At 71.7% G+C, this 25,349-nt stretch carries 24 protein-coding genes and 1 tRNA gene; 10 read left to right on the forward strand and 15 right to left on the reverse strand.

Annotation, left to right across the window (positions count from 1 at the left end; all coding sequences use genetic code 11):
* Positions 1–45 precede the first annotated feature (45 nt).
* Complete coding sequence (locus AC0ZLC_RS22280) at positions 46–861, forward strand: nucleotidyltransferase domain-containing protein (protein WP_476753811.1); 816 nt, start codon at positions 46–48, stop codon at positions 859–861.
* Here AC0ZLC_RS22280 and AC0ZLC_RS22285 read toward each other — a convergent pair.
* The 4 genes from AC0ZLC_RS22285 to AC0ZLC_RS22300 all read right to left on the reverse strand — a co-directional run bounded on the left by AC0ZLC_RS22285 (position 858) and on the right by AC0ZLC_RS22300 (position 3,345).
* Positions 858–1,688: an MBL fold metallo-hydrolase gene (locus AC0ZLC_RS22285; protein WP_476753705.1), complete on the reverse strand. Its 831-nt coding sequence runs from the start codon at positions 1,686–1,688 to the stop codon at positions 858–860. The two genes, AC0ZLC_RS22280 and AC0ZLC_RS22285, sit on opposite strands and share 4 nt — an antisense overlap.
* Positions 1,685–2,554, reverse strand: a complete 870-nt coding sequence (locus AC0ZLC_RS22290; RefSeq protein WP_476753706.1) for an NUDIX hydrolase — start codon at positions 2,552–2,554, stop codon at positions 1,685–1,687. The genes AC0ZLC_RS22285 and AC0ZLC_RS22290 overlap by 4 nt, the downstream gene beginning before the upstream one ends.
* 165 nt (positions 2,555–2,719) lie before the next feature.
* Positions 2,720–3,187 (reverse strand): RidA family protein, encoded by a 468-nt coding sequence (locus AC0ZLC_RS22295; protein WP_476753707.1) that lies wholly within the window; start codon positions 3,185–3,187, stop codon positions 2,720–2,722.
* Complete coding sequence (locus tag AC0ZLC_RS22300) at positions 3,184–3,345, reverse strand: DUF4177 domain-containing protein (protein ID WP_010986011.1); 162 nt, start codon at positions 3,343–3,345, stop codon at positions 3,184–3,186. The genes AC0ZLC_RS22295 and AC0ZLC_RS22300 overlap by 4 nt, the downstream gene beginning before the upstream one ends.
* A 72-nt stretch (positions 3,346–3,417) precedes the next feature.
* On the opposite strand from AC0ZLC_RS22300, the gene bagA reads away from it, so the two are divergent.
* Both bagA and bagB read left to right on the forward strand, forming a co-directional pair.
* Positions 3,418–4,395 (forward strand): ATPase BagA, encoded by a 978-nt coding sequence (gene bagA / locus AC0ZLC_RS22305; protein ID WP_476753708.1) that lies wholly within the window; start codon positions 3,418–3,420, stop codon positions 4,393–4,395.
* A complete protein-coding gene (gene bagB / locus AC0ZLC_RS22310; RefSeq protein WP_476753709.1) occupies positions 4,392–5,888 on the forward strand; it encodes an ATPase BagB in 1,497 nt (498 codons plus the stop codon). Before bagA ends, bagB begins: the two co-directional genes overlap by 4 nt.
* A gap of 352 nt (positions 5,889–6,240) precedes the next feature.
* Here bagB and wblA read toward each other — a convergent pair whose 3' ends face one another.
* Complete coding sequence (wblA, locus tag AC0ZLC_RS22315) at positions 6,241–6,579, reverse strand: transcriptional regulator WblA (RefSeq protein ID WP_476753812.1); 339 nt, start codon at positions 6,577–6,579, stop codon at positions 6,241–6,243.
* A 409-nt stretch (positions 6,580–6,988) separates the two neighbouring features.
* On the opposite strand from wblA, the gene AC0ZLC_RS22320 reads away from it, so the two are divergent.
* Positions 6,989–9,313 (forward strand): transglycosylase domain-containing protein, encoded by a 2,325-nt coding sequence (locus AC0ZLC_RS22320; RefSeq protein ID WP_476753710.1) that lies wholly within the window; start codon positions 6,989–6,991, stop codon positions 9,311–9,313.
* 174 nt (positions 9,314–9,487) lie between these two features.
* Here the strand turns inward: AC0ZLC_RS22320 and AC0ZLC_RS22325 are convergent, their stop codons facing one another.
* A complete protein-coding gene (locus AC0ZLC_RS22325; protein WP_476753711.1) occupies positions 9,488–9,955 on the reverse strand; it encodes a GatB/YqeY domain-containing protein in 468 nt (155 codons plus the stop codon).
* A gap of 164 nt (positions 9,956–10,119) precedes the next feature.
* Here AC0ZLC_RS22325 and AC0ZLC_RS22330 point away from each other — a divergent pair, with 164 nt between their 5' ends.
* The 3 genes from AC0ZLC_RS22330 (at position 10,120) to AC0ZLC_RS22340 (ending at position 12,112) form a co-directional block, all read left to right on the forward strand.
* Positions 10,120–11,046: a metallophosphoesterase gene (locus AC0ZLC_RS22330; RefSeq protein ID WP_476753712.1), complete on the forward strand. Its 927-nt coding sequence runs from the start codon at positions 10,120–10,122 to the stop codon at positions 11,044–11,046.
* A 179-nt stretch (positions 11,047–11,225) separates the two neighbouring features.
* A complete protein-coding gene (locus tag AC0ZLC_RS22335) occupies positions 11,226–12,005 on the forward strand; it encodes a Pr6Pr family membrane protein (RefSeq protein WP_476753713.1) in 780 nt (259 codons plus the stop codon).
* 33 nt (positions 12,006–12,038) lie between these two features.
* Positions 12,039–12,112 (forward strand) — tRNA-Pro (locus tag AC0ZLC_RS22340).
* A 207-nt stretch (positions 12,113–12,319) separates the two neighbouring features.
* Here AC0ZLC_RS22340 and AC0ZLC_RS22345 read toward each other — a convergent pair.
* Both AC0ZLC_RS22345 and AC0ZLC_RS22350 read right to left on the reverse strand, forming a co-directional pair.
* A complete protein-coding gene (locus AC0ZLC_RS22345) occupies positions 12,320–12,736 on the reverse strand; it encodes a hypothetical protein (protein ID WP_476753714.1) in 417 nt (138 codons plus the stop codon).
* Between the two features lie 208 nt (positions 12,737–12,944).
* Positions 12,945–13,355, reverse strand: coding sequence for a hypothetical protein (locus AC0ZLC_RS22350; RefSeq protein WP_476753715.1), 411 nt, complete (start codon positions 13,353–13,355; stop codon positions 12,945–12,947).
* A gap of 369 nt (positions 13,356–13,724) precedes the next feature.
* Between AC0ZLC_RS22350 and AC0ZLC_RS22355 the strand changes: the two genes are divergently transcribed.
* A complete protein-coding gene (locus tag AC0ZLC_RS22355; protein ID WP_476753716.1) occupies positions 13,725–14,135 on the forward strand; it encodes a (2Fe-2S) ferredoxin domain-containing protein in 411 nt (136 codons plus the stop codon).
* 195 nt (positions 14,136–14,330) lie between these two features.
* Positions 14,331–16,361: an NAD-binding protein gene (locus tag AC0ZLC_RS22360; protein WP_476753813.1), complete on the forward strand. Its 2,031-nt coding sequence runs from the start codon at positions 14,331–14,333 to the stop codon at positions 16,359–16,361.
* Between the two features lie 122 nt (positions 16,362–16,483).
* Here AC0ZLC_RS22360 and AC0ZLC_RS22365 read toward each other — a convergent pair whose 3' ends face one another.
* Entirely contained in the window at positions 16,484–18,313 is a 1,830-nt protein-coding gene (locus AC0ZLC_RS22365) for a S9 family peptidase (protein WP_476753717.1), read from the reverse strand.
* A gap of 143 nt (positions 18,314–18,456) precedes the next feature.
* Here AC0ZLC_RS22365 and AC0ZLC_RS22370 point away from each other — a divergent pair, with 143 nt between their 5' ends.
* The gene (locus AC0ZLC_RS22370; protein WP_476753718.1) at positions 18,457–19,263 is read left to right on the forward strand and encodes an SURF1 family protein; all 807 of its coding nucleotides are present in this window, start codon (positions 18,457–18,459) and stop codon (positions 19,261–19,263) included.
* Here the strand turns inward: AC0ZLC_RS22370 and AC0ZLC_RS22375 are convergent.
* The 6 genes from AC0ZLC_RS22375 to recR all read right to left on the reverse strand — a co-directional run bounded on the left by AC0ZLC_RS22375 (position 19,233) and on the right by recR (position 25,256).
* Entirely contained in the window at positions 19,233–20,303 is a 1,071-nt protein-coding gene (locus AC0ZLC_RS22375; protein ID WP_476753719.1) for a hypothetical protein, read from the reverse strand. The two genes, AC0ZLC_RS22370 and AC0ZLC_RS22375, sit on opposite strands and share 31 nt — an antisense overlap.
* On the reverse strand, positions 20,300–20,875 hold the full coding sequence (locus AC0ZLC_RS22380; RefSeq protein WP_476753720.1) for a SigE family RNA polymerase sigma factor: 576 nt from the start codon (positions 20,873–20,875) through the stop codon (positions 20,300–20,302). Before AC0ZLC_RS22380 ends, AC0ZLC_RS22375 begins: the two co-directional genes overlap by 4 nt.
* Positions 20,876–21,346: 471 nt before the next feature.
* The gene (locus AC0ZLC_RS22385; RefSeq protein WP_476753721.1) at positions 21,347–22,423 is read right to left on the reverse strand and encodes an aspartate-semialdehyde dehydrogenase; all 1,077 of its coding nucleotides are present in this window, start codon (positions 22,421–22,423) and stop codon (positions 21,347–21,349) included.
* Complete coding sequence (locus AC0ZLC_RS22390) at positions 22,423–23,697, reverse strand: aspartate kinase (RefSeq protein ID WP_358852928.1); 1,275 nt, start codon at positions 23,695–23,697, stop codon at positions 22,423–22,425. The genes AC0ZLC_RS22385 and AC0ZLC_RS22390 overlap by 1 nt, the downstream gene beginning before the upstream one ends.
* Before the next feature lie 307 nt (positions 23,698–24,004).
* On the reverse strand, positions 24,005–24,664 hold the full coding sequence (locus AC0ZLC_RS22395; protein WP_476753722.1) for a DUF5063 domain-containing protein: 660 nt from the start codon (positions 24,662–24,664) through the stop codon (positions 24,005–24,007).
* On the reverse strand, positions 24,657–25,256 hold the full coding sequence (gene recR, locus AC0ZLC_RS22400) for a recombination mediator RecR (RefSeq protein ID WP_356133870.1): 600 nt from the start codon (positions 25,254–25,256) through the stop codon (positions 24,657–24,659). The genes AC0ZLC_RS22395 and recR overlap by 8 nt, the downstream gene beginning before the upstream one ends.
* Positions 25,257–25,349 lie beyond the last annotated feature (93 nt).

Genomic DNA, 25,349 nt, shown 5'->3' on the forward strand with positions numbered 1-25,349 from the left:
GTGAGCGGAAGTGAGCAGGACAGAGGGCTCGACGCCCAGGGATACATGAAGCGCGAGGGATCCCTCGGGAGGATCCCGTCGGCGTTCCGGCCCGTCGTCGCGGCGGCGCGCGGCCGGGTCGGTGAGGTCTTCGGAGCGCGGCTGCACAGCGCGTACCTCTACGGATCGATCCCGCGCGGCACCGCGCGCGTGGGCCGCAGCGACCTGGACCTGCTGCTGGTCCTGCGCGAGGAACCGACGGAGGCCGACCACGCGGACGCCCGCGCGCTGGACGAGGCCCTCGACGCACGGTTCCCGCAGATAGACGGCGCGGGGACGCTGCTCCTCGGCCGGGAACGCGCGCTGAGCGACCTGGAGAGGTACGACGGCGGCTGGTTCGTCGCCTGCCTCTGTACGCCACTCCTGGGCGAGGATCTGGCCGCACGCCTGCCCCGCTACCGGCCCGACTCCCTGCTGGCCCGGGAGACGAACGGCGACCTGGCGGTGCTCCTGCCGCGCTGGCGTGAACGGATCAGGGACGCGGCGGACACGGACGAGGCACGAAGCCGCCTGGTGCGCCTCATGTCACGCCGCCTCGTCCGCACCGGGTTCACCCTCGTCATGCCGCGCTGGAACGGCTGGACGAGCGATCTGCGGGAGATGGCCGAGGCGTTCGGCGCGTACTACCCGGGGCGCGCCTGCGAGCTGCGTGAGGCGGCAGCCCTCGGATACGAACCGCGCGGCGACCCGGCCGTCCTGCGTTCGTACGTCGACGACCTCGGCCCGTGGCTTGCCGAGGAGTACACGCGCGTGCACGGCGTCAAGACGCCACGTCCTGGCCAGGGCTGGTCCGGCGGTCCGGCAGTTCCCGCGACCGGCTAGATGAGGCCGTGTTCCTGGAGGTAGTCCATCTGGGCCCGTACGGACAGTTCCGCGGCGGGCCACAGCGAGCGGTCCACGTCGGCGTACACGTGGGCGACGACCTCGCCCGGCGACCGCAGGCCGTTCTCGACGGCCGTCTCGACCTGGGCGAGGCGGTGGGCGCGGTGGGCGAGATAGAACTCGACGGCGCCCTGCGCGTCGTCGAGGACGGGTCCGTGCCCCGGCAGGACGGTGTGGACGCCGTCGTCGACCGTCAGGGACCGCAGCCGCCGCAGCGAGTCGAGATAGTCCCCCAGGCGGCCGTCGGGATGGGCCACCACGGTCGTACCGCGCCCGAGGACGGTGTCCCCGGTCAGGACGGCCCGGTCGGCCGGGAGATGGAAGCTCAGCGAGTCGGCGGTGTGCCCGGGTGTCGGTACGACCCGCAGTTCGAGTCCGCCGACGGTGACGACGTCGCCGTGGGCGAGTCCTTCGTCGCCGAGCCGCAGTGCCGGGTCCAGCGCCCGCACCTTCGTGCCCGTCAGCTCGGCGAACCGCCCGGCGCCCTCCGCGTGGTCCGGGTGCCCGTGCGTGAGCAGGGTCAGCGCGACCCGCTTGCCCGCCCGGTGCGCCGTGTCCACGACGTTCCGCAGGTGTCCGTCGTCCAGCGGCCCGGGGTCGACGACGACCGCGAGCTCGGAGTCCGGCTCGGACAGGAGCCAGGTGTTCGTGCCGTCCAGGGTCATCACGGACGCGTTCGGGGCCAGGACGTTGACGGCCCGCGGGGTGGCGGGACCGGAGAGGACCCCGCCCCGCGGCTGTCCTGGAAGGGCTGCTGCTTCCGTCATGCGGGGGCTCCCCCGGTCGGGACGTGCTTGGTGAACTCGTCGTGCCCCGGCCAGGACAGGACCACTTCGTCGCCCTCCAGTCGGGCCTGCGCCAGAACGGGCGTCAGGTCGCGGCCCTGCGCGGCGGCGAGGGCGTCGGCGGCCGTGGCGTACGGGAGCAGCTGGCGCAGCGTCGCGATGGTCGGCGGCATCATGAGCAGCTCGCCCCTGTCGTACCCCCGCGCCGCGTCCGCGGGCCTGATCCACACGGTGCGGTCGGCCTCCGTGGAGGCGTTGCGGGTGCGCTGGCCTTCGGGGAGGGCGGCCACGAAGAACCAGGTGTCGTAGCGCCGGGGTTCGAACTCGGGGGTGATCCAGCGGGTCCAGGCGCCGAGCAGGTCCGATCTCAGCACGAGCCCGCGGCGGTCCAGGAACTCGGCGAAGGAGAGGTCCCGGGCGACCAGGGCCGCGCGGTCCGCCTCCCACTCCTCGCCCGTCGTGTCGCCGACCACGGTGTCCGGGGTGGGCCCGGCGAGCAGGACGCCGGCCTCCTCGTACGTCTCGCGGACCGCCGCGCAGACGACGGCCTGGGCGGATGTCTCGTCGACGCCCAGCCGGTCCGCCCACCACGCGCGCGTGGGACCCGCCCAGCGGATGTGGTGCTCGTCGTCGCGGTGGTCCACGCCGCCGCCCGGATACGCGTACGCGCCTCCGGCGAAGGCCATGGAGGCGCGTCTGCGCAGCATGTGCACCACGGGGGCGCTGTCGGTGTTCCTGAGCAGCATGACGGTGGCCGCCCGTCTCGGGGCGACCGGTGTGAGCGTGCCGTCCGCGAGCGCACGGATCCGCTCGGGCCACTCCGGTGGGTACCACTGCCCATTCGCCATGGCCGGAGGCTATCCCGTGGCGCGCTAATGTTCGAGAGGCGGCTGTCGGCCGACCAGGAGCGGTCCCGGACCGACCTGGCGCCGGGTCCCGGACCAGCAGGCGCCGGGTCCCGGACCGCGGGCGCCGGGTCCCGGACGGAAGACCTGCCCCTGGGGGGTGGCGGGTTACGCCCCGGTCAGCTCCACCTGGATCTCGACCTCGACCGGCGCGTCCAGCGGCAGGACCGCCACACCGACCGCGCTGCGGGCGTGCACGCCCTTGTCGCCGAGAACCTCGCCCAGCAGTTCGCTCGCGCCGTTCAGGACACCGGGCTGGCCGGTGAAGTCCGCGGCGGAGGCCACGAAACCGACGACCTTCACGACGCGCGCGATGCGGTCGAGGTCGCCCGCCACCGACTTGACCGCGGCGAGCGCGTTCAGCGCACAGATACGGGCCAGGTCCTTGGCTTCCTCGGCCGTGACCTCGGCACCCACCTTGCCGGTCACCGGGAGCTTGCCGTCCACCATCGGCAGCTGGCCGGCCGTGTAGACGTACACGCCGGACTGCACGGCGGGCTGGTACGCGGCCAGCGGCGGAACGACCGACGGCAGCGTCAGGCCGAGCTCGCGGAGCCTGGACTCGACGGCACTCATGCCTGCCTCTCCCGCTTCAGATAGGCCACCAGCTGCTCGGGGTTGTTCGGCCCGGGCACGACCTGGACGAGCTCCCAGCCGTCCTCGCCCCAGGTGTCCAGAATCTGCTTCGTGGCATGGACGAGCAGCGGCACGGTTGCGTATTCCCACTTGGTCATGTGGCCGACTGTATCCGCTGTTATCCACAGCCTCCCGCGTAGCCCGGGCGCGGACTGGTTAGGCTCGAAGACGTGAGCAGGCTCCAGGTCGTCAGTGGCAAGGGCGGTACCGGCAAGACCACGGTAGCCGCCGCCCTCGCGCTCGCCCTCGCGACCGAGGGCAAGCGGGCCCTCCTCGTCGAGGTCGAGGGCAGGCAGGGCATCGCGCAGCTCTTCGAAACAGAAGCGCTGCCTTACGAGGAGCGGAAGATCGCCGTCGCTCCGGGGGGCGGGGAGGTGTACGCACTGGCCATCGACGCCGAGCTGGCCCTTCTGGACTACCTCCAGATGTTCTACAAGCTCGGCGGCGCGGGACGAGCCCTGAAGAAGCTAGGCGCCATCGACTTCGCGACCACCGTCGCGCCCGGCGTGCGGGACGTCCTCCTCACGGGCAAGGCCTGCGAGGCCGTGCGCCGCAAGGACAAGAGCGGCCGCTTCGCCTACGACTACGTGGTGATGGACGCCCCGCCCACGGGCCGCATCACCCGCTTCCTGAACGTGAACGACGAAGTGGCCGGCCTGGCCAGGATCGGCCCGATACACAATCAGGCCCAGGCCGTCATGCGCGTCCTGAAGTCCGCCGAGACGGCCGTCCATCTGGTGACCCTGCTGGAGGAGATGCCCGTCCAGGAGACCGCGGACGCCATCGCCGAGCTGCGCGCGGCCGGGCTGCCGGTGGGGCGCCTCATCGTGAACATGGTGCGTCCCGCCGTACTGGATCAGGCCGATCTGGAGTTGGTCGGGGCCGCTCCCCGGAGCGGCATCGCCAGGTCGCTCTCCGCGGCGGGACTCGGCGGCGCCCGTCGCGGCGGGCTCGCCGAACGGCTCGTGGAGCCGCTCCTCCAGCAGGCCGAGGAGTACGCCGAGCGCCACACCCTGGAGCACGAGCAGCGAGCCGTGCTCAGGGAGTCGGGCCTGCCGCTGCACGAACTCCCGCTGCTCGCCGAGGGCATGGACCTCGCGGGCCTGTACGAACTGGCCAAGGAACTGCGTCAGCAAGGGATCTCATGAGTCCGGACCCGGCACGCGCCCAGGGCCACGGCCCCGCATCCGATCAGGCCCGCGCGATCGACTCCGCACGCCTTCTGGACATCGATCCGCTGATCGACGACCCGAAGACCCGCATCGTGGTGTGCTGCGGCTCGGGCGGCGTCGGCAAGACGACCACGGCGGCGGCCCTCGGGCTGCGCGCCGCCGAGCGCGGCCGCAAGGTGGTCGTGCTGACCATCGACCCGGCCCGCCGGCTCGCCCAGTCCATGGGCATCGACTCCCTCGACAACACCCCGCGCCGGGTGAAGGGAGTCGAGGGCGACGGCGAACTGCACGCCATGATGCTGGACATGAAGCGCACCTTCGACGAGATCGTCGAGGCGCACGCGGACGGCGAGCGGTCGGCCGCCATCCTGAGCAACCCCTTCTACCAGTCGCTCTCGGCGGGCTTCGCGGGCACGCAGGAGTACATGGCGATGGAGAAGCTGGGGCAGCTGCGCTCCCGCGACGAGTGGGACCTGATCGTCGTCGACACGCCGCCCTCGCGTTCGGCACTGGACTTCCTGGACGCGCCGAAGCGGCTCGGCTCGTTCCTCGACGGCAAGCTGATCCGGGTCCTGATGGCACCGGCCAAGGTCGGCGGACGCGCGGGGATGAAATTCCTGAACGTGGGGATGTCCATGATGACGGGCACCCTGGGCAAGCTGCTGGGCGGTCAGCTGCTGAAGGACATCCAGACGTTCGTGGCGGCCATGGACACGATGTTCGGGGGCTTCCGCAAGCGGGCCGACGCCACGTTCAAGCTGCTCCAGGCGCCCGGGACGGCCTTCCTGGTGGTGGCGGCCCCGGAGCGGGACGCGTTGCGTGAGGCCGCGTACTTCGTGGAGCGCCTGGCCGCCGAGCACATGCCGCTGGCGGGCCTGGTCCTCAACCGGGTCCACGGCAGTGACGCTGCGCACCTGTCCGCCGAACGGGCGCTCGCCGCGGCGGAGAACCTCCAACTCGCCGGAGCGGACGAAGTCGTCGGTGCCGCCGGGGACGAGGGCCGCACGACCCCGGTGACCGGGGACTCCACGGTGGTAGAAAATCTTGCGGCCGCCCGCATTGTGGATCAGGGGGACGGGAAAGCTGGACTTCGTAACTCTCCCGAAACGTACGGCAGTTCAGACTCTCCAGTCGATCCGGATCCCGCTTCTCCTTCTGTTTCCGCGTCCGCGTCCCCGTCCCTGTCCGCTTCCGCTTCCGCTTCCGCTTCCGCTTCCGCCGAAGGCTCCCCCGCCACGGACGGAGCAGTCGAACAGCTCACCGCGGGCCTGCTGAGGCTGCACGCCGAGCGGATGCAGCTGCTCTCCCGCGAGCGGCGTACACGTGACCGCTTCACCGCGCGCCATCCCGAGGTGGCGGTGGCCGAAGTGGGCGCACTGCCCGGCGATGTGCACGACCTCGCGGGGCTGCGGGACATCGGGAACCGGCTGGCGGCCCATCGGCCGGAGCTGCCTGCGGCTGAGGCCTGAGGCCCGGGGCTCGACCCGCGCCGCGCGTAACAGCCCCAGGCTGAGCGGCGCACAGGGCAACCGAGGCCCGGAATGCGGCCGGGCAACCGAGGCCCGGGATGCGGCCGGGCACCAGCCGCGGGCCCGTCCGGCGCCCGCGTGACGCGGCGCCCGAGCCCGAAGGCTCGACGAACTCGACGAAGCGACCGGGGGCACCCACGCCTGATCGAGGCGTCCTGCGCCCGCACCTGAGAGGCCCCTGTCGTGTGTCACGGGGGCGTGCTCTTCGTGCCAGGGGGGTGGTGGAGACGGACCCGGAGGACCCGCCGCCGCAGCCCGAGGGCACGGCGTCCGAGTCCGAGGGACGGTCCCCTCAGCCCACCGCCGCGTAGTTCTCGTACACCTCTTCCTCGTCGAGGGGCAGCAGGCCGGCACCGCGCTCGTACTCCGTACGCGCGGTCTCCAGCAGCCGACGCCACGACGTCACGGTCGGTCGCCTGCGCAGCAGTGCGCGGCGCTCACGCTCCGTCATGCCACCCCACACGCCGAACTCGACGTGGTTGTCGAGCGCATCGGCGAGGCACTCCGTGCGCACCGGACATCCAGTGCACACCGCCTTCGCCCGGTTCTGCGCTGCTCCTTGAACGAACAGTTCATCCGGATCGGTAGTGCGGCAGGCCGCCTGCGCACTCCAGTCGGTTACCCAGCCCATACCGGCGCCGTCCTCTCCCGAATCGAGGCTCCCCCACGGCGGCAGCGGCATATTCACCGCCGCCAGTTGAGGACGTTACGGAAGGTGGGCACAGCGCAACACCCCCTTCGGGCCCAATCTTGAATGGCCCGAACGGACTATGCGTAAGCGGCAGATCACCCGGGGGAGTGAGCGCAGGACATACGGCAGTTTCCCGGCAGACCGGGACAGTTCAGTTGAGCCACAACGGACGCCCGATGACACACAAGGCGGATTCGGACACGCCCCCGACAAAAATATCGGGAGACGTCCGGAACGATTCGGGGTCGCCGGACGTACTTGATACGTGGCCCTGCTGCTGTGACAGTTGAGAGCAGCTTAGGCCAAGGCATATACGCGTGTCCGGCGAATGAGAACGTAGGCTGCCCTCATGCCAAAGAAGCGCTCGGGCGGTGGTCTGTCCCCATCGCAGCAGGCCGCCAAGTTCCTCGGTGTCAGTGTGCTCGCCGGAGCGGTGCTGGCCGGAATCGCGTTGCCCGCCGCCGGCGCGCTGGGCCTCGCGGCCAAGGGTTCCGTCGAGAGCTTCGACGAGATCCCCGCCAACCTCAAGCGGCCCCCGCTGAGCCAGCGCACCTCCATCCTGGACAACCAGGGCGGCCAGATCGCGACGGTCTACTCGCGCGACCGCACGGTGGTCGACCTCAAGGACATCTCGCCGTACATGCAGAAGGCGATCGTCGCCATCGAGGACTCGCGCTTCTACGAGCACGGCGCCGTGGACCTGAAGGGCATCCTGCGCGCTGTGAACCAGAACGCGCAGAGCGGCGGAGTCGCCCAGGGCGCGTCCACACTGACGCAGCAGTACGTGAAGAACGTCTTCGTGGAGGAGGCAGGCGACGACCCGACCAAGGTCGCCGAGGCCACCCAGCAGACGCTCGGCCGCAAGATCCGCGAGCTGAAGTACGCGATCCAGATCGAGGAGAAGCTCGGCAAGAAGCGCATCCTCGAGAACTACCTGAACATCACCTTCTTCGGAGAGCAGGCCTACGGCGTCGAGGCCGCGGCCCAGCGCTACTTCTCCAAGCCCGCCAAGAAGCTGAATCTCCAGGAGTCCGCGCTGCTCGCGGGCATCGTCCAGTCGCCCAGCCGGTACGACCCGGTCAACGACGAGGCGGAGGCCATCAAGCGGCGCAACACCGTCCTCCAGCGCATGGCCGAGGTGCACGACATCTCCCGGCAGGAAGCCGAGAAGGCGAAGAAGAAGCCGCTCGGACTGCACGTCAGCGAGCCGAAGAACGGCTGCATCACCGCGGTCAAGGGCGCCGGCTTCTTCTGCGACTACGTGCGCGAGGTCTTCCTGAACAACAAGGTCTTCGGCAGGACCAGGGAGGCCCGGGCCAAAGTCTGGAACCAGGGCGGCCTGACGATCCGTACCACGCTGGACCCGCAGGCCCAGGAGTCGGCCCAGGCGTCGATCAAGGAGCACGTCAACAAGAGCGACGACGTGGCCACCGCCGCGACCATCGTCGAGCCCGGCACCGGCAAGATCCTCGCGATGGGCCAGTCGCGTCCGTACGGCTTCGGCAAGAACCAGACGCAGATCAACCTCTCCGTGGACAAGTCCATGGGCGGCGGCGCGGGGTACCAGCCCGGTTCCACGTTCAAGCCGATCGTGGCCGCGGCCGCCGTGGAGGGCGGCAAGCCGGCGACGCAGCAGTACTCCTCTCCGTACGAGATGGAGTACCCGAGCCCGGTCTCCGTCTGCGACGGCAAGAACTGGACCAACCTCCAGAACGAGAAGCTCACGAACGAGAACGAGTCGGAGCGCGGCCCGTACGGCATGAAGGAAGCGACCGCCAAGTCGGTCAACACCTACTACGTGCAGCTGATCAGCGACATCGGCATCTGCCCGGTGACCGACATGGCGAAGAAGATGGGCGTGAAGCGCGCCGACGGTTCCAAGATGGCGCAGGCACCGTCCATCGCGCTCGGCACGCAGGAGATGTCCCCGCTGACGATGGCGAACGCGTACGCGACCTTCGCCTCGCGCGGCACGTACTGCACGCCGATCGCCATCGAGTCGATCAGCCAGATCGTGGGCGACGAGAAGAAGTCCTTGCGGGTGCCGAGGACGAGCTGCTCGCGGGCGATGTCCGAGACCACCGCCGACACCATCAACACGCTGCTGAAGGGCGTGGTCGAGGACGGTACCGGTACCGAGGCCGGCCTCACCGGCCGCGCCAGCGCGGGCAAGACCGGTACGACGGACTTCCGCTACGCCGCCTGGTTCGTCGGGTACACGCCGAACATGGCCGGCGCGGTCTGGGTCGGCGACCCCGCCCACAAGCGCCGGATGACCGACATCACCATCGGCGGCGTCTACCGCGACAAGGTGTACGGCGGTGAGGTCCCCGGACCCATCTGGCGGGACATGATGACGGGCGCCCTGCAGAACAAGCCCGCGCCCGACTTCAACCTCGTCAACATTCCCGACGGCGGCAGCGGCCGGGGCCAGGACGACGGCGGCAACGGCGACGGCAACGGGCACGGGCACGGGCACGGGCACGGGAACGGCAACGGCAACGGGGGCGACGGCGGCATGACGACCGACGGCGGTTTGACCACCATCGGCGGTACGACGACCGGCGGCGGCACCGACGGCGGCGCCTTCCCGACGCCCTCTTTCTCGTTCCCCGAGGGCTTCATCCGGGGCCAGGGCAACGGCGGCAACGGGTTCGGGGGAAGGAACGGCTAGCCGGGCCGCCCGGCGGGGCTCCGCGCTCCGCGTTCCTCTGCGACACGGCGGTGGGGGCGCCCCTGGTGACCGGGGGCGCCCCCACCTTTTCGCGCGTTGACCTTCTGGGGTAGCCGGGGCTCCGCTGCCCGCAGGAAGCTCCCGGCGCGTTCGGCCTCTTGGACGGGCCGGGGCTCAGCTGCCCGCGAGGAGCTGCTTGACCACGGCGGCGACGCGGCCTCCCTCGGCCTGACCGGCCACCTTCGGGTTCACGATCTTCATGACCTGGCCCATGGCGCGCGGTCCCTCGGCACCGGCCGCCCGGGCCTCCTCGACCGCCTGGGCGACGATCTGCCGGAGCTCCTCGTCCGACATCTGCTTGGGCAGGTACGTGGCGAGGACCTCGCCCTCCGCCTTCTCCCGCTCGGCCGACTCGGCACGCCCGCCCTGCGCGAAGGCGTCCGCCGCCTCGCGGCGCTTCTTCGCCTCGCGGGTGATCACCTTCTGTACTTCGTCGTCGGAGAGCTCGCGCTTCGTCTTGCCCGCGACCTCTTCCTTGGTGATCGCGGCGAGGGTCAGCCGGAGCGTCGAGGAGCGGAGCTCGTCGCGCTCCTTGATGGCGGAGTTGAGGTCTTCCTGCAGCTTCGACTTGAGCGTGGTCATGTCGTCGATTGTCGCAGGTACGGGGAGACGAACGCCCGTCGATTTCGCGGGGGCCGTCCCGTTGCCGTGCCGGGAGTTGCTCCTGGGGCACCTCGACAGCTGCGGGCCCCGAAGGTTGTCCACAGGCGGGCGTCGGTCCCTCCGCGGTCTGACACGATGGACGCATGCGCGCGCTATACGGAGTACCAATGGGAATCACGGCGGTGGGCGCCGCCGGTCTGTTGTACGCGGCGGGTTTCGAGGCCCGCTCCTTCCGTCTGCGACGGGTGACGGTCCCGGTCCTGCCACCGGGTATGCGTCCCCTGCGGGTGCTCCAGGTGTCCGACATCCACATGGTGAGCGGTCAGCGCAAGAAGCAGCGCTGGCTGCGCTCCCTCGCGGGGCTGCGGCCCGACTTCGTCATCAACACCGGGGACAACCTCTCCGACCCGGAGGGCGTCCCGGAGGTACTGGACGCGCTGGGCCCCCTGATGGAGTTCCCCGGGGCGTACGTCTTCGGGTCGAACGACTACTACGGCCCCAAACTCCGCAACCCCGCCAAGTACTTGTTCGAGAAGGCCCAGGGCCGGCACGGCCTGAACGGCAACGCGCCCGCGGTCAACGCGGTGCACAACCCGTGGGAGGACCTGCGGGACGGTTTCGACGCGGCGGGCTGGCTGAACCTGACCAACACCCGCGGGACGCTGAAGATCGAGGGCGCCTCGGTCGAGCTGACCGGCCTCGACGACCCGCACATCAAGCGCGACCGCTACGCGCGCGTAGCCGGTGGCCCGTCGGAGTCCGCGGACTTCTCGATGGGCGTCGTGCACGCTCCGTACCTGCGCAGCCTGGACGCCTTCACGGCGGACGGCTATCCGCTGATCCTTGCGGGTCACACCCACGGCGGCCAGCTCTGCCTGCCCTTCTACGGCGCCTTCGTCACCAACTGCGACCTGGACACGGACCGGGTCAAGGGCCTGTCCCGGCACCACGCGGAGGGCCGGACGTCCTACATGCACGTGTCGGCGGGCTGCGGCACGAACCGCTACACACCGGTACGGTTCGCGTGCCCGCCGGAGGCGTCGCTGCTGACGCTGGTGGGGCGGAAGTAGGCGGGGGTCTGGGGAGGTCGGGACCGCCGGGAGGCCGGGACCGACTGGCCAGGGGGCCGCGAGGCCGGGACCCGTGGGTCCGGGGAGGCCGGAACCGCCGGGGCGGGCCTGCTGGGCCATGTAACCCGCTCGGCTTGTCCCGTATCGCCCGATTCGCGGCATCCGCTTAGCGTGAGCTCATGACCGCCCCGATACCCAAGGACATACCGGACCTCCCCGCGATTCCCGGTATCCCCGCGCCGGCCCCGTTCATCGTCCCCGCGACCGCGGTGGTGGCTCCCGTACGCCGCCGTGCTACAGCCGTCTACCGCCTTCTGGTGGTCCTGGCGGCCGCGGCCGGCGTGGCCATGGAACTCCGCTGGGGCAGCCCCGTCCGGGTACTGAGCTACTTCACGATCCAGAGCAATGTGCTGCTGGCCGTGGTGCTCCTCGCCTCGGCGCGGCGCGCGTGGACGGCCCGCCGCCCCCTGCATCCACTGGTGAACGGTGGCGCCCTGCTCTGCATCGTGATCACGGGCCTCGTGTACCACGTGATCCTGGCGAATGCCGCCAGCCCGTTCTCGATGACGGGCGACGCGCCGAGCGGCTGGCACGCGGTCGCGAACCATCTGCTGCACACGGTGACGCCGATCGCGGCGGTGGTGGACTGGCTGCTGCTGACGAGCCCGGCACCGGTGCGGGTGAGCCAGGCGGCCGTGTGGCTCGTCTATCCCGTGGCCTACCTCGCGTTTTCCGTCGCGCGCAGCGCGGTGATCCCCTCGACCTCGTCGGTGCGGTACCTGTACCCGTTCCTGGACGTGGACCGGCACGGCCACCTGGGCGTTCTCAGCAACGCCCTGCTCCTGGGCCTCGCCTTCTACGCCCTCGCCCTCCTGCTCGTGGCCGCCGACCACCTCCGCCCGGACCCGGTCCGCCGCCGCGCCAAAACCGGATTTCGTCTCCAGCCACCGGTGGGCTAAAGTAAACGACGTCGCCGCGACAGCAGCGACAATCGGGGTGTAGCGCAGCTTGGCAGCGCGCTTCGTTCGGGACGAAGAGGTCGTGGGTTCAAATCCCGCCACCCCGACAGAGAAACACCAGATCAGGCCCGGTGCTGAGAGATCAGCGCCGGGCCTGATTTGCTTTGAGTGAGCGCCTTGGACGGTGAGGAAGTCCTGGCGTACGGCGGTGCCCGCCGTCTGTGACGGCGGGCACCGCCGCTGCACACCGACACTTATCTCACTTGCCGGCACCAGTTCCCCGAATTGGGTGCCGGGCTCGGCTGAGACTGAGTTCAGAACGCCTTCAGGTAGACCCTGGCCTGATCGTCCTTGAGCGTCTGGACGTAGATGTCGATCCACTGCACCTTCTTGCGGCGATCATCCTTCACGCACGGGGGGCAGACTCCGGCCGAGCGGGCTCCCTTCAGCGTCTGCGGCTCGGCCAGCCCCAGGTGCTTGAAGAGCTCGCCATCCGGGGCGAAGTCGACCTTGTTCGCCTTCAGCGGTTCTTCGGGACGAAGGTCCTCCGCGATGCCTTCGGCGTTCTTCTCACTGGTGACGAACGAGAGAAGGTAGATGTCCTCCTGCGGGTTGACCTGCACGGCCCCCTTGACCTCGGTCGCGGCTTTGGGCGCCGTCACGTTCATGAACGCTGACGCCTCGGGCGCACCGGCGTACTTGTCCCAGTGCGACATGCGCCCGTCGGTCACGCGGCGATCGTCCGTGTCCGGACTGGAGCACGCGGAAAGCAGGAGGGCGGCAGCCAATGCCGTGATGAGGGGGGTACCCCGTCTGATCGTCACCGGTTCCCCTCTTCGTCGCGGGAGACGTCACCGCACGCTACGTTCCTGAACACCTCGCCTGCATCCGCGAACCCGAACCCGTCGGTGCGGACGACCTCACTGACAGGCGCGTGCCCTAGCGGGAGGGCGTCGGGTGGGGTCCCTTCTGTGTGAGCGCCGCTGTCACCGCCGTCGCCGCCGTCGTCGCCGCCAGGGTTCCGAGCATGACCAGGGCGACTCCGATCGCGAAAAGGCCGCTCGCGTCGTCCGACCAGTCGTAGTAGGCGGCGACGGTCAGGCCGGCCGTTGTGCCGAGTACGGCGCTCACCGTGTGCCGTCGGGACGCCGCCCAGTACACCGGCGCCAGCAGCGTCAGCGCCAGGCCGATCACCTGCCATGCCTCGTACGGGCCGGTCGTCGAGCCGTCGGGGTGCACGTCGCGGTGCTGGTCCCAGCCCAGCCAGGCCGCCCAGAGCGCCGCCGCCACCACGGCGAGGAGAAAGCCCGGCATCAGGCGGCGGGCGGGGTTCGGAAGTCGTTGCTCCATGGCTCCACTGTTTCGGCTCGCCGCCCCGCCGGCCAGAGCGCACGTACTCACCTGCGACCGAGTACTTCGGACCGGCGGGCGGGGTCGTACCGTTCGCTCCGGGGGCTCAGTCGTGTGGTCGGTCCCCCGACGCCGGTGGTTCGGGTTGGGTTCGTTCAACCGGGCTGTTCGTGAGGTGAGTTCGTGGGTGTTCTCGGGCGCTCTGCTCTCCTGGCAGCGGCCCCGTGGGGCGTTCCCCGCGGTGATCTCGTACGGTGACGTCGGTGACGCCCCACCCTCGCGCCCGGCCGGGCTCGTGGCGTTGCCGGTGTTCTTCGCGAAAGGTCTTTCACGGTGACAGTCAACGCCCCGCGCCAGAGCCTCCGTTCGGTGGCTGTCGGTGCCGCCGGGGGTCGGCCCTGCACGCTGGTCGTGTGCCGGGGGTGCTGCTGCGGCAACCCGCGCAAGTATCCGGGCACCGACCACGAGTGGCAGTTGGAGCGGCTGCGGGCCGGCGCCGAGGCGTCGGGCGGGCGGTTCGCCGTGCGCACGACGGACTGTCTCGGGCCCTGCGACCAGGCCAACGTCATCGTGGTGCAGCCCTCCGCCGCCGGGCGGCAGCGCGGCGGCCGGGCGACCTGGGTCGGCTTCGCCATGGACGACGACTGCACGGAGGAGCTGATCGGCTGGGCCGCGGCCGGGGGCCCCGGCATCGCCGCGCCGCCGACGACGCTGGAGCTGCAGTTCGTACGGCCGCCGGGTGAGACCCGCGGCCGCGCCCGTTCACGCTCCCGCCGCTGATCCCCGGGGACAACGACACCCGCTACGACCGCTTCCTGTGCCCGGTGCCCGCGCCGGACGGCAACATCAGCCAGCGAACGGGCACTTGTCCCGACGGCGGCCCGCCGCTGTGGAACCGGTGGTGCTCGTGCGGCAGTCTTCTCCTGTGTGGGGAGCCTTCCGAGTCAGAGCGAGCCGCCCGAGACCGTCGCGCACATGGTGGTGTGCGGTGACGACGGTCTCGCGCACCGGCTGGCCGCCGAACTGCGGGGTGTGTACGGCGAGCGGGTGACCCTCGTCGTGCCGCCCGCGGCCCGGCGTGTGCAGCCGCCCGTGGTGGGCCGGACCCGGGCGCCGGGCCTGTTCGACCGGGTGTCCGCCGCCGTCACCCGTGCGGCGGGCAACGGCGACGCGGCGAGTGCCCGTACGACCGGGAACCGGGACGCGGGAAGCACCCGTACGACGGCGGACCGGGACGCGGGCGCGGCTCACGCGCCGGGGCTCCGGGGCCCCGGAGCCGCCCGGAGCGCCGAACCGCCGGGCGCCGAGCGGGTGCTGGAGGCCGCCGAGGCCACCGAGGCCGTGCTCGCCGAGGCGGGGGTGGAGCGGGCCGCCGCGCTGGCGCTGGTGTACGACGACGACGAGACGAACATCCGGGCCGCGCTGACCGCCCGTCGCCTCAACCCCCGGCTGCGGCTGGTGCTGCGGCTCTACAACCGGCGGCTGGGCCAGCACATCGAGGCGCTGCTCGACCAGGCCGCCACGCTGGCCGCGGCGGGCACCGACGAAAGCGCCGACGGGTTCGACGGCTTCGACGCGTCCACCACCGTCCTGTCCGACGCCGACACGGCCGCGCCCGCGCTCGCCGCGACCGCCGTGGCCGGCACCAGCAAGGTCGTCCAGACGGACGGGCTGCTGCTGCGGGCCGCCGAGCGCCCGCCGCCGGGGCCGGGGCAGGTCGCCGACCCCGGCCTGTGCACGCTGGCGCTGCTGTCCGCGACGACCAGCGACCCGGCCGGCGCCGACGGCTCCGAGAGCAGCGGCGCCGAGGGACCCCGGCTGCTGCCCGACCAGGGAGCGGTGGCCGCGGCGACCGGGCGCGGGACCATCGTGCTGGAGACGGTGTCGTACTCCGGGCCACCGCTGCCCGCGGGACGCAGCGTCGTGCCGTTCGCCTCGCTGCTGTCACGGCGGCTGCGATGGTCGTTCGTGGGTCTGGTCGCCTGCGTGGTCGCGCTGGCGGTGGCGTCGATGGCGGTCACCGGGGAGGAACCGCTGCACGCCACCTACCTGACCCTGCTCGACCTCTTCGCGATCAACGACCCGGCGATCGGCAAGCCCCTCGGCCGGCAGCTGCTGCAACTCCTGTCCGGACTCGTCGGGCTGCTGCTCCTCCCGGTGCTGCTCGCCGCGGTGCTGGAGGCCCTCGGCACCTTCCGCAGCGCGTCGGCGGTGCGCCGGCCGCCACGGGGGCTGTCCGGGCACGTGGTGCTGCTCGGGCTCGGCAAGATCGGTACGCGGGTGCTGACCCGGCTGCGGGAGCTGCACATCCCGGTGGTGTGCGTCGAGTCCGACCCGGAGGCACGGGGGCTCGCGACCGCACGGCGGCTGCGGGTGCCGGTGGTGCTCGGTGATGTCACGCAGGAAGGCGTCCTGGAGGCCGCGAAGATCCACCGGGCGCACGCGCTGCTTGCGCTGAGCAGCGCGGACACCACGAACCTCGAAGCGGCCCTGTACGCCCGGTCGTTGCGCCCCGACCTGCGCGTCGTGCTGCGTCTGTACGACGACGACTTCGCGACCGCCGTGTACCGGACCCTGCGGGCCGCGCACCCCGGGGCGCTCACCCGCAGCCGCAGCGTCTCTCATCTCGCGGCGCCCGCGTTCGCCGGGGCGATGATGGGGCGGCAGATCCTCGGGGCGATCCCGGTCGAGCGCCGGGTGCTGCTGTTCGCCGCCGTGAGCGTGGGCGGGCATCCGCAGCTGGCGGGGCGGACGGTGGGCGAGGCGTTCCGGGCGGGCGCGTGGCGGGTGCTGGCGCTGGACACGGCGGCGCCGGGGGAACGCCGGGGCGGCCTGGCGGCGACCTGCCCGGCTGGCTCCGCCCGCGGCGAGCGCCCCTCCGGGCTCGTCTGGGACCTGTCGTCCACGTACGTCCTGCGCCCCGAGGACCGGGTGGTGCTGGCGGCCACCCGGCGCGGCCTCGCGGAACTGCTGGGGCGCCGCCCCCTGGATCGGGCGGGGACCTGACCGGCTCCCCGCCGACAGTGGCCTCGCCGGCGGCTGTCCCGCCCGCAACTGTCCCCGCCCGCAGCCGAGTCGGGCTGGGTCCGGTCGCCCGCGCGAAGCCCCCCGAGGCCCCGCGCGAACACCTACCCCCCGAGGTGCCTCCGCGCGAAGTCCAGCTCCAGCCTCACCTGCTTGATGCGCTCGTCCACGACGAGTGACCCGTGGCCCGCGTCGTAGCGGTAGACCTCGTGGACGGCGTCGCGGGCGGCGAGGCGCTCGACGTAGTTGTCGACCTGGCGGATGGGGCAGCGCGGGTCGTTGACCCCGGCGGAGATGTAGACGGGGACCTTGACCGCGTCGACGTACGTCAGCGGGGAGGACGCCTCGAAGCGCTCGGGGACCTCCTCGGGGGTGCCGCCGAGCAGCGTGCGGTCCATCGCCTTGAGGGCCTCCATCTCGTCGTGGTAGGCCGTCACGTAGTCGGCGACGGGGACGGCGGCGATGCCGAGGGTCCACGCGTCCGGCTGCGTGCCGAGGCCGAGCAGCGTGAGGTAGCCGCCCCAGGAACCGCCGGTGAGGACGAGGCGGGAGGGGTCCGCGAGGCCGGACGTCACCGCCCACTCGCGGACGGCGGCGATGTCCTCCAGCTCGATCAGACCGACGCGCTGCTTGAGCGCGTCCGTCCACGCGCGGCCGTACCCCGTGGAGCCCCGGTAGTTGACCCGGACCACCGCGTACCCGTGGTCCACCCAGGCTGCCGGGCCGGCCGCGAAGGAGTCGCTGTCGTGCCAGGTCGGGCCGCCGTGGATGTCGAAGACGGTGGGCAGGGGGCCGGTGGTCCCCTCCGGCCTCTGCACCAGGGCATGGATGCGTCCGCCGGGGCCGTCCACCCAGACGTCCTCCACGGGCACGGATCCCGGGGACTTCATGCCGGGCGGGTCCAGGACGACGTCACCTGTGGTCGAGCGCACCGCCGACGGCTCGGCCGCCGACGACCACAGGTACTCCACGGTGCCGTCGGGGCGGGCGGTGGCACCCGACACCGTGCCCGGCGGCGAGGGCACCCGGGTCAGCTCGCGGCTCACCAGGTCGTACCTGAAGAGCTCGCTGCGCGCCTCGAAGCTGTGCCAGACGAGGAGCGCGGAGCCGTCGGGATACCACTCGGCGCCGACGTCACCGGGCAGGTCCAGGGCCAGGTCGGTCTGCTCGCCGGTCGTCACGTCCCACACCAGCGGCTCCCAGCGACCGCGCCGCTGGTGTCCGATGAGCAGCCGCGGGTCCCCCTCGACGGGGGCGAAGCCGAGCACCTCGAGGCCGAGCTCGACGGTGCCGCCCTCGGTGTCGTCGAGCTCGGCGACCGGGGATCCGTCGGGCCGCAGCACGCGCAGCGCGGAATGCATCGCGTCGCCGTGCTCGGTGTGCTCGACGGCGATCAGGGAGCCGTCGTGGGAGAGGTCGCCGACACCGGCGGACTCGCGGTGCCGGTAGATCTCCAGGGGGGCCTCGCCGGTCCTGGCGAGGTGGATCGTGGAGCCGTCCTCGTCGGTGGAGCGGCCCACGACCGCCGCACGCCCGTCCCTGCCGAGGGCCAGGCCCGACGGGTAGGACGGCTCGAGGCCGGGGACGGCGGTTTCGTCGGGGCCGCCGCCGAAGGGCTGGCGCCGCCAGACGCCGAACTCGTCGCCGTCCTTGTCGTCGAACCACCAGAGCCACTGGCCGTCCGGGGAGAGCACGCCGTCCGTCGTGCCGTTCGGCCGGTCGGTGACCTGGCGCTGCTCTCCCGATTCGCGGTCCCACGCGTACAGCTCGTACGTCCCCGTCGCGTTCGAGACGAACAGCGCGCGGTGCGGGGCGTCCTCCGCCCAGTCCGGCAGGGACACCCGCGGTGCCCGGAAGCGCTTCTCCCAGTCGGGCATCTCCACGCCGGCCTGCGTGGACCCCTGCTCCTGCGTGGTCCCGTTGCTCTCAGTCATGGCCCCATAGTGCCTGGCCCGTCCGACAACGCGCCGAGGAGTCCCCCAGCCTGTGGAAAACTCCCGCCACGGCCGGGACGGCGAGAGGGCAGGCACCCACCCCGCGGCCCGCCTCCGCGCCGCGGCCCCGTACCGTTGACGGCGTGTACCGGTTTCTGCTGACGCCCCGCTGGTGGGGGATCAACGTCTTCGTGCTGTTGGCCATCCCCTTCTGCGTCTTCATGGGGTCGTGGCAGCTGGGCCGGTTCGAGGACCGGGTGCAGGACCACCGGACGGCGACCGAGCAGGCCGCGTCCGCCGAGAAGCAGCCGGCCCGCCCCCTGGACGAGCTGCTGCCCGTGGACCGTGGCACGTCCGGCGCCCGGGCCACCGCCAGCGGCCGGTACGGCAGGCAGCTGCTGGTGCCCGGCCGCGAACTGGACGGCAGGCGCGGCTACTACGTGCTGACGCTGCTGCGGACCGACGGCGGCAGGGCGCTGCCCGTGGTCCGGGGGTGGCTGCCCGGCGAGGCGGACCCGGCGAAGGTCCCGGCCGCGCCCGCCGGAGAGGTCACCGTGACCGGCGCCCTCCAGGTGTCCGAGAGCCCCGGGGCGAACGGCGCCGGCGGCGGCCTGCCCGCCGGCCAGACCGGCGCGATCAGCACCGCGTCGCTGGTGAACCTTGTGCCGTACGACGTGTACGACGCCTGGATCACCCTCGACCACGCGGACGGCGGGATGCGGGCGGTGCCCGCGACCGCGCCGGAGGGCACGGGCCTGGACCTGAAGGCGTTCCAGAACCTCGGCTACACCGGCGAGTGGTTCGTCTTCGCGGGCTTCGTCGTCTTCATGTGGTTCCGGCTGCTGCGCCGTGAGGCGGAGTTCGCCCGGGACGCGGCGCTGGGCCTGGTCCCGGACGAGGAGCCCGCCGGGCGGAACGCTCAGGACCCGGCGAGCAGCCCCGTCCAGTAGACCGTCCCCGCGCAGGCGTTGGGCACCACGGTCGACGCCGAGGGAGCCCCGCCGGCCGCCGTGTGCGACACCACGACCTTGCCGTCGACGGTGTCCTCCCTGACCATCTGCGTCGAGACGCCGGAGTCGGTGGAGGTGCCGCCGCTGTCCGCCGTACCGCCCGAGGGTGTCGGGTCCGGGGAGGGGTCGCCGCCGCCGACGGGGGGACACGCCTGCGAGGGCACCCAGGCGAACTTCACCACGTACGAGCCGCCCGGCCGGAGCACCAGGGTGGCGGCCTCCTGGGACGGGTCGGGCAGTGCCGGGGCCCCGTCACCCGCCGCGTGCCGCACCGCCGCGGTCTTCGACGGGTCCGCGGCACCCGTCGCCGTGGCGCCCACGCTGCCGGGGCCGGTCACGGTGCAGTCGGTGCCGGAGACGTTGGAGACGGAGAAGCTGCCGTAGACCGCGCCGGCCGCGTCCGGGGTGCCCGCCGAAGCCGTGGCGCCGCCGAGCTGCGCGGCCGTGCAGGGCGCGGCGCCCGCCGCCGAGGCGCTCGGGGCGGCGCCGCCGGTGACGCCGCTGCCGGTGCCCTTGCCCTTGTCCTGCTTGCCCTTCTCCTTCGTGCCCTTGTCCTTGGACTTGCCGGAGGGGCCGCTCGTGCCGCCGCCGTGGCCGTCCTCGCCCTTGCCTTCGCTCTGCCCGCCCTGCGTCGCCTGGCTGTTGCCCACGACGGAGGGGTGGGCGTCCGAGCCCGTCGCGTTCGAGACGTGGACCAGGGCCGGGACGGCGGTGCCGATGAAGAGCGCGGCGGCCGCCATGCCGACCATGGCCTGGCGCTTGCGGGCGCGCCGGGCCGGCACCGCCCGGCGCAGGTGGTCCAGGGTGCCGTCGGCCGGTTCGATCTCCTCGACGGCGCTGTGCAGCAGCCTGCGCAGCGCCAGCTCGTCGGAGCCGAGCCCTTCGGGGCCCTGTTCTTCGGGGCCGTGGTTCACAGTTCCGTTCCCAGCGTGCGATTGCGTGTGATCGTGCTCGGGGCGCCGCTCGTGGTGCTCACTCATGCCGGTGCCTCCATGGCGACGCGCAGCGCCGCGATGCCGCGCGAGCCGTACGCCTTGACGGACCCCAGGGATATCCCCAGCGTGTCGGCGACCTGGGCCTCGGTCATGTCCGCGAAGTAGCGCAGCACCAGCACCTCGCGCTGCCTGCGCTGGAGGCCCTTCATCGCCTTGATCAGGGCGTCCCGCTCCAGCAGGTCGTACGCGCCCTCCTCGGCGCTCGCCATGTCCGGCATGGGCTTGGAGAGCAGCTTCAGGCCGAGGATGCGCCGGCGCAGCGCGGACCGGGAGAGGTTCACGACGGTCTGCCGCAGGTAGGCGAGCGTCTTCTCGGGGTCCCGGACGCGTTTGCGTGCCGAGTGCACCCGGATGAAGGCCTCCTGGACGACGTCCTCGCAGGACGCGGTGTCGTCGAGCAGAAGTGCCGCCAGACCGAGGAGCGAGCGGTAGTGCGCGCGGTAGGTCTCGGTCAGGTGGTCGACGGTGGTGCCCGCCGCCGTGGTGTCCTCGGCGCCGTCGCGCTGGTTCGGTATGCGGGCCTGCCGCGTCGCGGGCACGGGGGCGATCACCGGCATGCCGCCGGGCGTGCCGGGGCTGCGGGGTCGGCGGGGTGGACGCAGGGCGGTGCCCCTCGTCTGTACCGCGGTGAAATCGAGTACCTCTGCCACGCCAGTTGGACACGTCTGCCCCCGTCAGGGTTGTACGCGTCAGGCATCGCATTTGCGTCAGGCACCCCGTTTGACATGGTGTCAAATGCCCTCATGCGTACCAGCTCTTCCCTTGTGCCCCGTGTGCCGTGAAGTTCGGACGCGCCGAAGTGCGTCCGCAAAGACGCTCCCCGCCCTCCGCGCGGTTGCGGAGAACGGGGAGAAGAATCTTCGGACGCCCAGCCGGTCCGTTTCAAGTGGTCCGGACCATTTGGCGAGCCACGCTCCGGCACGATCTGCACAGATCCTACAAACGAACGCGTCGTCGGCCGACGGGATTTCCGGCCCCGGGACGCCCGGAGCGAGACCTGCGTGCCGGCCGGGTGCGGGGCGGGGGACCTACGCGCCGGTGATCTCCGCCGCCACCAGCTCCGCGATCTGTGCCGTGTTCAGGGCGGCGCCCTTGCGGAGGTTGTCGCCGCAGACGAACAGTTCGAGCGCCGTGGGGTCGTCGAGCGACCGGCGCACCCGTCCCACCCAGGTCGGGTCGGTGCCCACCACGTCGGCGGGGGTGGGGAACTCACCGGCGGCCGGGTTGTCGAAGAGGACGACCCCGGGGGCGGTGGCGAGGATCTCGCGGGCCTTGTCGACGGTGACCTCGCCCTCGAAGCGGGCGTGGACGGTCAGCGAGTGCGTGGTCACGACGGGGACGCGTACGCACGTCACGGCGACCTTCAGGGACGGCAGGCCGAGGATCTTGCGGGACTCGTCGCGGACCTTCATCTCCTCGGAGGACCAGCCGTCGTCCGCCAGGGACCCGGCCCACGGCACCACGTTGAGCGCCACCGGCTCCGGGAACGGCCCGGTGTTGTCCCCCACGGCCCGCCGTACGTCACCGGGCTTGGTCCCCAGGTCCGTGCCGGCGACGAGCGCGAGCTGCTGCCGGAGCGTGTCGATCCCGGACCGCCCGGCGCCGCTCACCGCCTGGTAGCTGGAGACGACCAGCTCACGCAGGCCGAACTCGGCGTGCAGCGCGCCCAGCGCGACGATCATGGAGAGGGTCGTGCAGTTCGGGTTGGCGATGATCCCGCGGGGCCGCAGCCGGACCGTGTGCGCGTTGACCTCGGGCACGACGAGGGGCACGTCGGGGTCCATCCGGAAGGCGGCGGAGTTGTCGACCACGATCACGCCCTTGGCGGCGGCGACCGGCGCCCACTGGGCCGCCACCTCGTCGGGCACGTCGAACATGGCGACGGCGACGCCGTCGAAGGCGTCCTCGGTGAGCGCCACGACCTCGACCTCCTCGCCGCGCACGGTCAGCTTGCGGCCGGCCGAGCGCGGCGAGGCGATCAGGCGGATCTCGCCCCAGATGTCCGCGTGCTGGGACAGGATCTGGAGCATGACGGTGCCGACGGAACCGGTCGCTCCCACGACCGCGAGCGTCGGCCGCCCGCTCCGCGACCCGGACGGGGACATCAGCGGCCCGTGCCTCCGTAGACGACGGCCTCGTCGCTGTCGGAGTCGAGACCGAAGGCGGTGTGCACGGCGCGCACCGCCTCGTTCACGTCGTCGGCGCGGGTGACCACGGAGATGCGGATCTCGGACGTCGAGATCAGCTCGATGTTCACCCCGGCGTCGCTGAGCGCCTCGAAGAAGCCGGCCGTGACGCCCGGGTTCGTCTTCATGCCGGCGCCGACCAGCGAGATCTTGCCGATCTGGTCGTCGTAGCGCAGCGAGTCGAAGCCGATCTTGTCCTTCGCCTTCTCCAGCGCGTCGATGGCCTTGCGGCCCTCGGTCTTGGGGAGGGTGAAGGAGATGTCCGTCAGGCCCGTGGCGGCGGCGGACACGTTCTGCACGACCATGTCGATGTTGATCTCGGCGTCGGCGATGGCGCGGAAGATCGAGGCGGCCTCGCCGGGCTTGTCCGGGACGCCGACGACCGTGACCTTGGCCTCGGAGGTGTCGTGAGCGACACCGGAGATGATGGCCTGCTCCACCTTCTGGTCCCCTTGCTTCGGCTCGTTGCTGACCCAGGTGCCCTGCAGTCCGCTGAAGGACGAGCGCACGTGGATCGGGATGTTGTAGCGGCGGGCGTACTCCACGCAGCGGTGGAGCAGCACCTTGGAGCCGGAGGCGGCGAGCTCCAGCATGTCCTCGAAGGAGATCCAGTCGATCTTCTTCGCCTTCTTCACCACGCGCGGGTCGGCGGTGAAGACGCCGTCCACGTCGGTGTAGATCTCGCAGACCTCGGCGTCGAGCGCCGCGGCGAGCGCGACGGCGGTCGTGTCGGAGCCGCCGCGTCCGAGGGTGGTGATGTCCTTCTTGTCCTGCGAGACGCCCTGGAACCCGGCGACGATGGCGATGTTGCCCTCGTCGAGCGCCGTCCTGATCCGGCCCGGCGTGACGTCGATGATCCGCGCTTTGTTGTGGACCGAGTCGGTGATGACACCCGCCTGGCTGCCGGTGAACGACTGGGCGCTGTGGCCCAGGTTTTTGATCGCCATCGCCAGCAGGGCCATGGAGATCCGCTCCCCGGCGGTCAGCAGCATGTCGAACTCCCGCCCGCTGGGCATCGGAGATACCTGCTCGGCGAGATCGATCAGCTCGTCCGTCGTGTCGCCCATCGCGGAAACGACCACGACCACCTGGTGGCCGTTCTTCTTCGCTTCCACGATCCGCTTGGCGACGCGCTTGATGCCCTCGGCATCGGCTACGGAGGAGCCTCCGTACTTCTGCACGACAAGGCCCACGTGCGCTCCTCGCTCAATCCGTCTCTGCACCGCACAACTGCGGTCGGCTCAGTCTATCGAGCGGCCGGAATTCCCCTCCCCGGTACCGCATGGTGAGATGTCCCGCTCACCACATGATCACCGGGTAGGTCTCCCGGCCGCTCCAGGACGGCCCCTGCCCGATGCCGGCGCGGGTCACTCGCAAAGTGCGCCGTGTCACAGGGGGCGGTGCGGGCCGGCCAGACCCGCGGGGGCGGTGCGGGTCCGGCAGACCGGCGGGCGGCCGGCGGGTCCTGGCGGACCCGCGGGCGGCGCCCGGCCGGGGCCGTCACTTGAGCTCGCGCAGCCCCAGCGGTCCGCCGATCTCCTCGGCCATGACCCGGCCGGCCTCCTCGGCGAGGGCGTCCTCACTGAGGTCCTGGTCGGTGTCGAGGCCGTCGAGCTCCTGGAGGGGCTGGTTCAGCCGCACGTGCGCCACCAGCGACTGGAGGGCGCGCAGCGCCGCCGACGCGGTGGAACCCCAGTTGGAGAAGTACGAGAACTGCCACCACCAGAGCGCCTCGGTGGTACGGCCCGCGCGGTAGTGGGCCATGCCGTGCCGGAGGTCCGCCATGACGTCGACGAGGTCGTCGGAGATGCGCGCCGGGACCGGGGCCTTGCGGGGCTCGTACGGGTCGAAGACCTCGGAGTAGACGTCGACCGGGTCGAGCATGGCCGCGAGGCGCAGGCGCAGGTCGTCCACGTCGGGCTCGGGGCCCATGTCCGGCTCGTAGCGCTCGTCGGGGAGGATGTCCTCGTGCGCGCCGAGGCGGCCGCCGGCCAGCAGCAGCTGGGAGACCTCCAGCAGGAGGAAGGGCACGGCCGAGTCCGGCTCGTCGCCCTTGGCGACCTCGGTCACGGCGACCAGGAAGCTCTCGATCTGGTCCGCGATCTGGACCGCGAAGTCACCGGGATCGGGAGTCGTCGCATGCAGCATGGCGTCAGACATCTAGGAGTCGTCTCCCCTCGAAGGCGCGGCCGAGTGTGACCTCGTCCGCGTATTCCAGGTCGCCGCCCACAGGGAGGCCGCTGGCCAGGCGGGTGACCTTGAGGCCCATGGGCTTGATCATGCGGGCGAGATACGTGGCCGTGGCCTCGCCCTCCAGGTTCGGGTCCGTGGCGAGGATCAGCTCGGTGACCGTGCCGTCGGCCAGCCGCGCCAGCAGCTCCCTTATCCGCAGGTCGTCCGGGCCGACGCCCTCGATCGGGCTGATCGCGCCGCCCAGGACGTGGTACTTGCCCCGGAACTCACGCGTCCGCTCGACCGCGACGACGTCCTTCGGCTCCTCGACCACGCAGATGACCGAGAGGTCGCGGCGCGGGTCGCGGCAGATGTTGCACAGCTCCTCCTGCGCGACGTTGCCGCAGGTGGCGCAGAAGCGGACCTTCGCCTTGACCTCCATGAGGCACTGCGCGAGCCGGCGGACGTCCGTCGGCTCGGCCTGGAGGATGTGGAAGGCGATCCGCTGCGCGCTCTTGGGACCGACGCCGGGCAGCCGCCCGAGCTCGTCGATGAGGTCCTGGACCACGCCTTCGTACAACGGACTGCCTTTCCTGTGCTTCGTCGGTACGCATCAGTGTCCTGGTACGTACGGTAGTTGGCCGCCGCCGGTCTCCGACAGGCGGGCCGGGCC

Source organism: Streptomyces sp. GLSS-08 (assembly GCF_056387915.1).

What these genes read in the sequence shown, in the direction of transcription:
- AC0ZLC_RS22300 (WP_010986011.1), bottom strand. Translation starts at nt 3,345, where the DNA reads ATGACCAAGTGGGAATACGCAACCGTGCCGCTGCTCGTCCATGCCACG.
- AC0ZLC_RS22395 (WP_476753722.1), bottom strand. Translation starts at nt 24,664, where the DNA reads ATGTCTGACGCCATGCTGCATGCGACGACTCCCGATCCCGGTGACTTC.
- AC0ZLC_RS22330 (WP_476753712.1), top strand. Translation starts at nt 10,120, where the DNA reads ATGCGCGCGCTATACGGAGTACCAATGGGAATCACGGCGGTGGGCGCC.
- AC0ZLC_RS22290 (WP_476753706.1), bottom strand. Translation starts at nt 2,554, where the DNA reads ATGGCGAATGGGCAGTGGTACCCACCGGAGTGGCCCGAGCGGATCCGT.
- AC0ZLC_RS22380 (WP_476753720.1), bottom strand. Translation starts at nt 20,875, where the DNA reads ATGCCGGTGATCGCCCCCGTGCCCGCGACGCGGCAGGCCCGCATACCG.
- AC0ZLC_RS22385 (WP_476753721.1), bottom strand. Translation starts at nt 22,423, where the DNA reads ATGTCCCCGTCCGGGTCGCGGAGCGGGCGGCCGACGCTCGCGGTCGTG.
- wblA (WP_476753812.1), bottom strand. Translation starts at nt 6,579, where the DNA reads ATGGGCTGGGTAACCGACTGGAGTGCGCAGGCGGCCTGCCGCACTACC.
- bagB (WP_476753709.1), top strand. Translation starts at nt 4,392, where the DNA reads ATGAGTCCGGACCCGGCACGCGCCCAGGGCCACGGCCCCGCATCCGAT.
- AC0ZLC_RS22320 (WP_476753710.1), top strand. Translation starts at nt 6,989, where the DNA reads ATGCCAAAGAAGCGCTCGGGCGGTGGTCTGTCCCCATCGCAGCAGGCC.
- AC0ZLC_RS22280 (WP_476753811.1), top strand. Translation starts at nt 46, where the DNA reads ATGAAGCGCGAGGGATCCCTCGGGAGGATCCCGTCGGCGTTCCGGCCC.
- AC0ZLC_RS22335 (WP_476753713.1), top strand. Translation starts at nt 11,226, where the DNA reads ATGACCGCCCCGATACCCAAGGACATACCGGACCTCCCCGCGATTCCC.
- AC0ZLC_RS22285 (WP_476753705.1), bottom strand. Translation starts at nt 1,688, where the DNA reads ATGACGGAAGCAGCAGCCCTTCCAGGACAGCCGCGGGGCGGGGTCCTC.
- AC0ZLC_RS22350 (WP_476753715.1), bottom strand. Translation starts at nt 13,355, where the DNA reads ATGGAGCAACGACTTCCGAACCCCGCCCGCCGCCTGATGCCGGGCTTT.
- AC0ZLC_RS22325 (WP_476753711.1), bottom strand. Translation starts at nt 9,955, where the DNA reads ATGACCACGCTCAAGTCGAAGCTGCAGGAAGACCTCAACTCCGCCATC.
- AC0ZLC_RS22375 (WP_476753719.1), bottom strand. Translation starts at nt 20,303, where the DNA reads ATGAGTGAGCACCACGAGCGGCGCCCCGAGCACGATCACACGCAATCG.
- AC0ZLC_RS22360 (WP_476753813.1), top strand. Translation starts at nt 14,331, where the DNA reads ATGGTGGTGTGCGGTGACGACGGTCTCGCGCACCGGCTGGCCGCCGAA.
- AC0ZLC_RS22365 (WP_476753717.1), bottom strand. Translation starts at nt 18,313, where the DNA reads ATGACTGAGAGCAACGGGACCACGCAGGAGCAGGGGTCCACGCAGGCC.
- AC0ZLC_RS22295 (WP_476753707.1), bottom strand. Translation starts at nt 3,187, where the DNA reads ATGAGTGCCGTCGAGTCCAGGCTCCGCGAGCTCGGCCTGACGCTGCCG.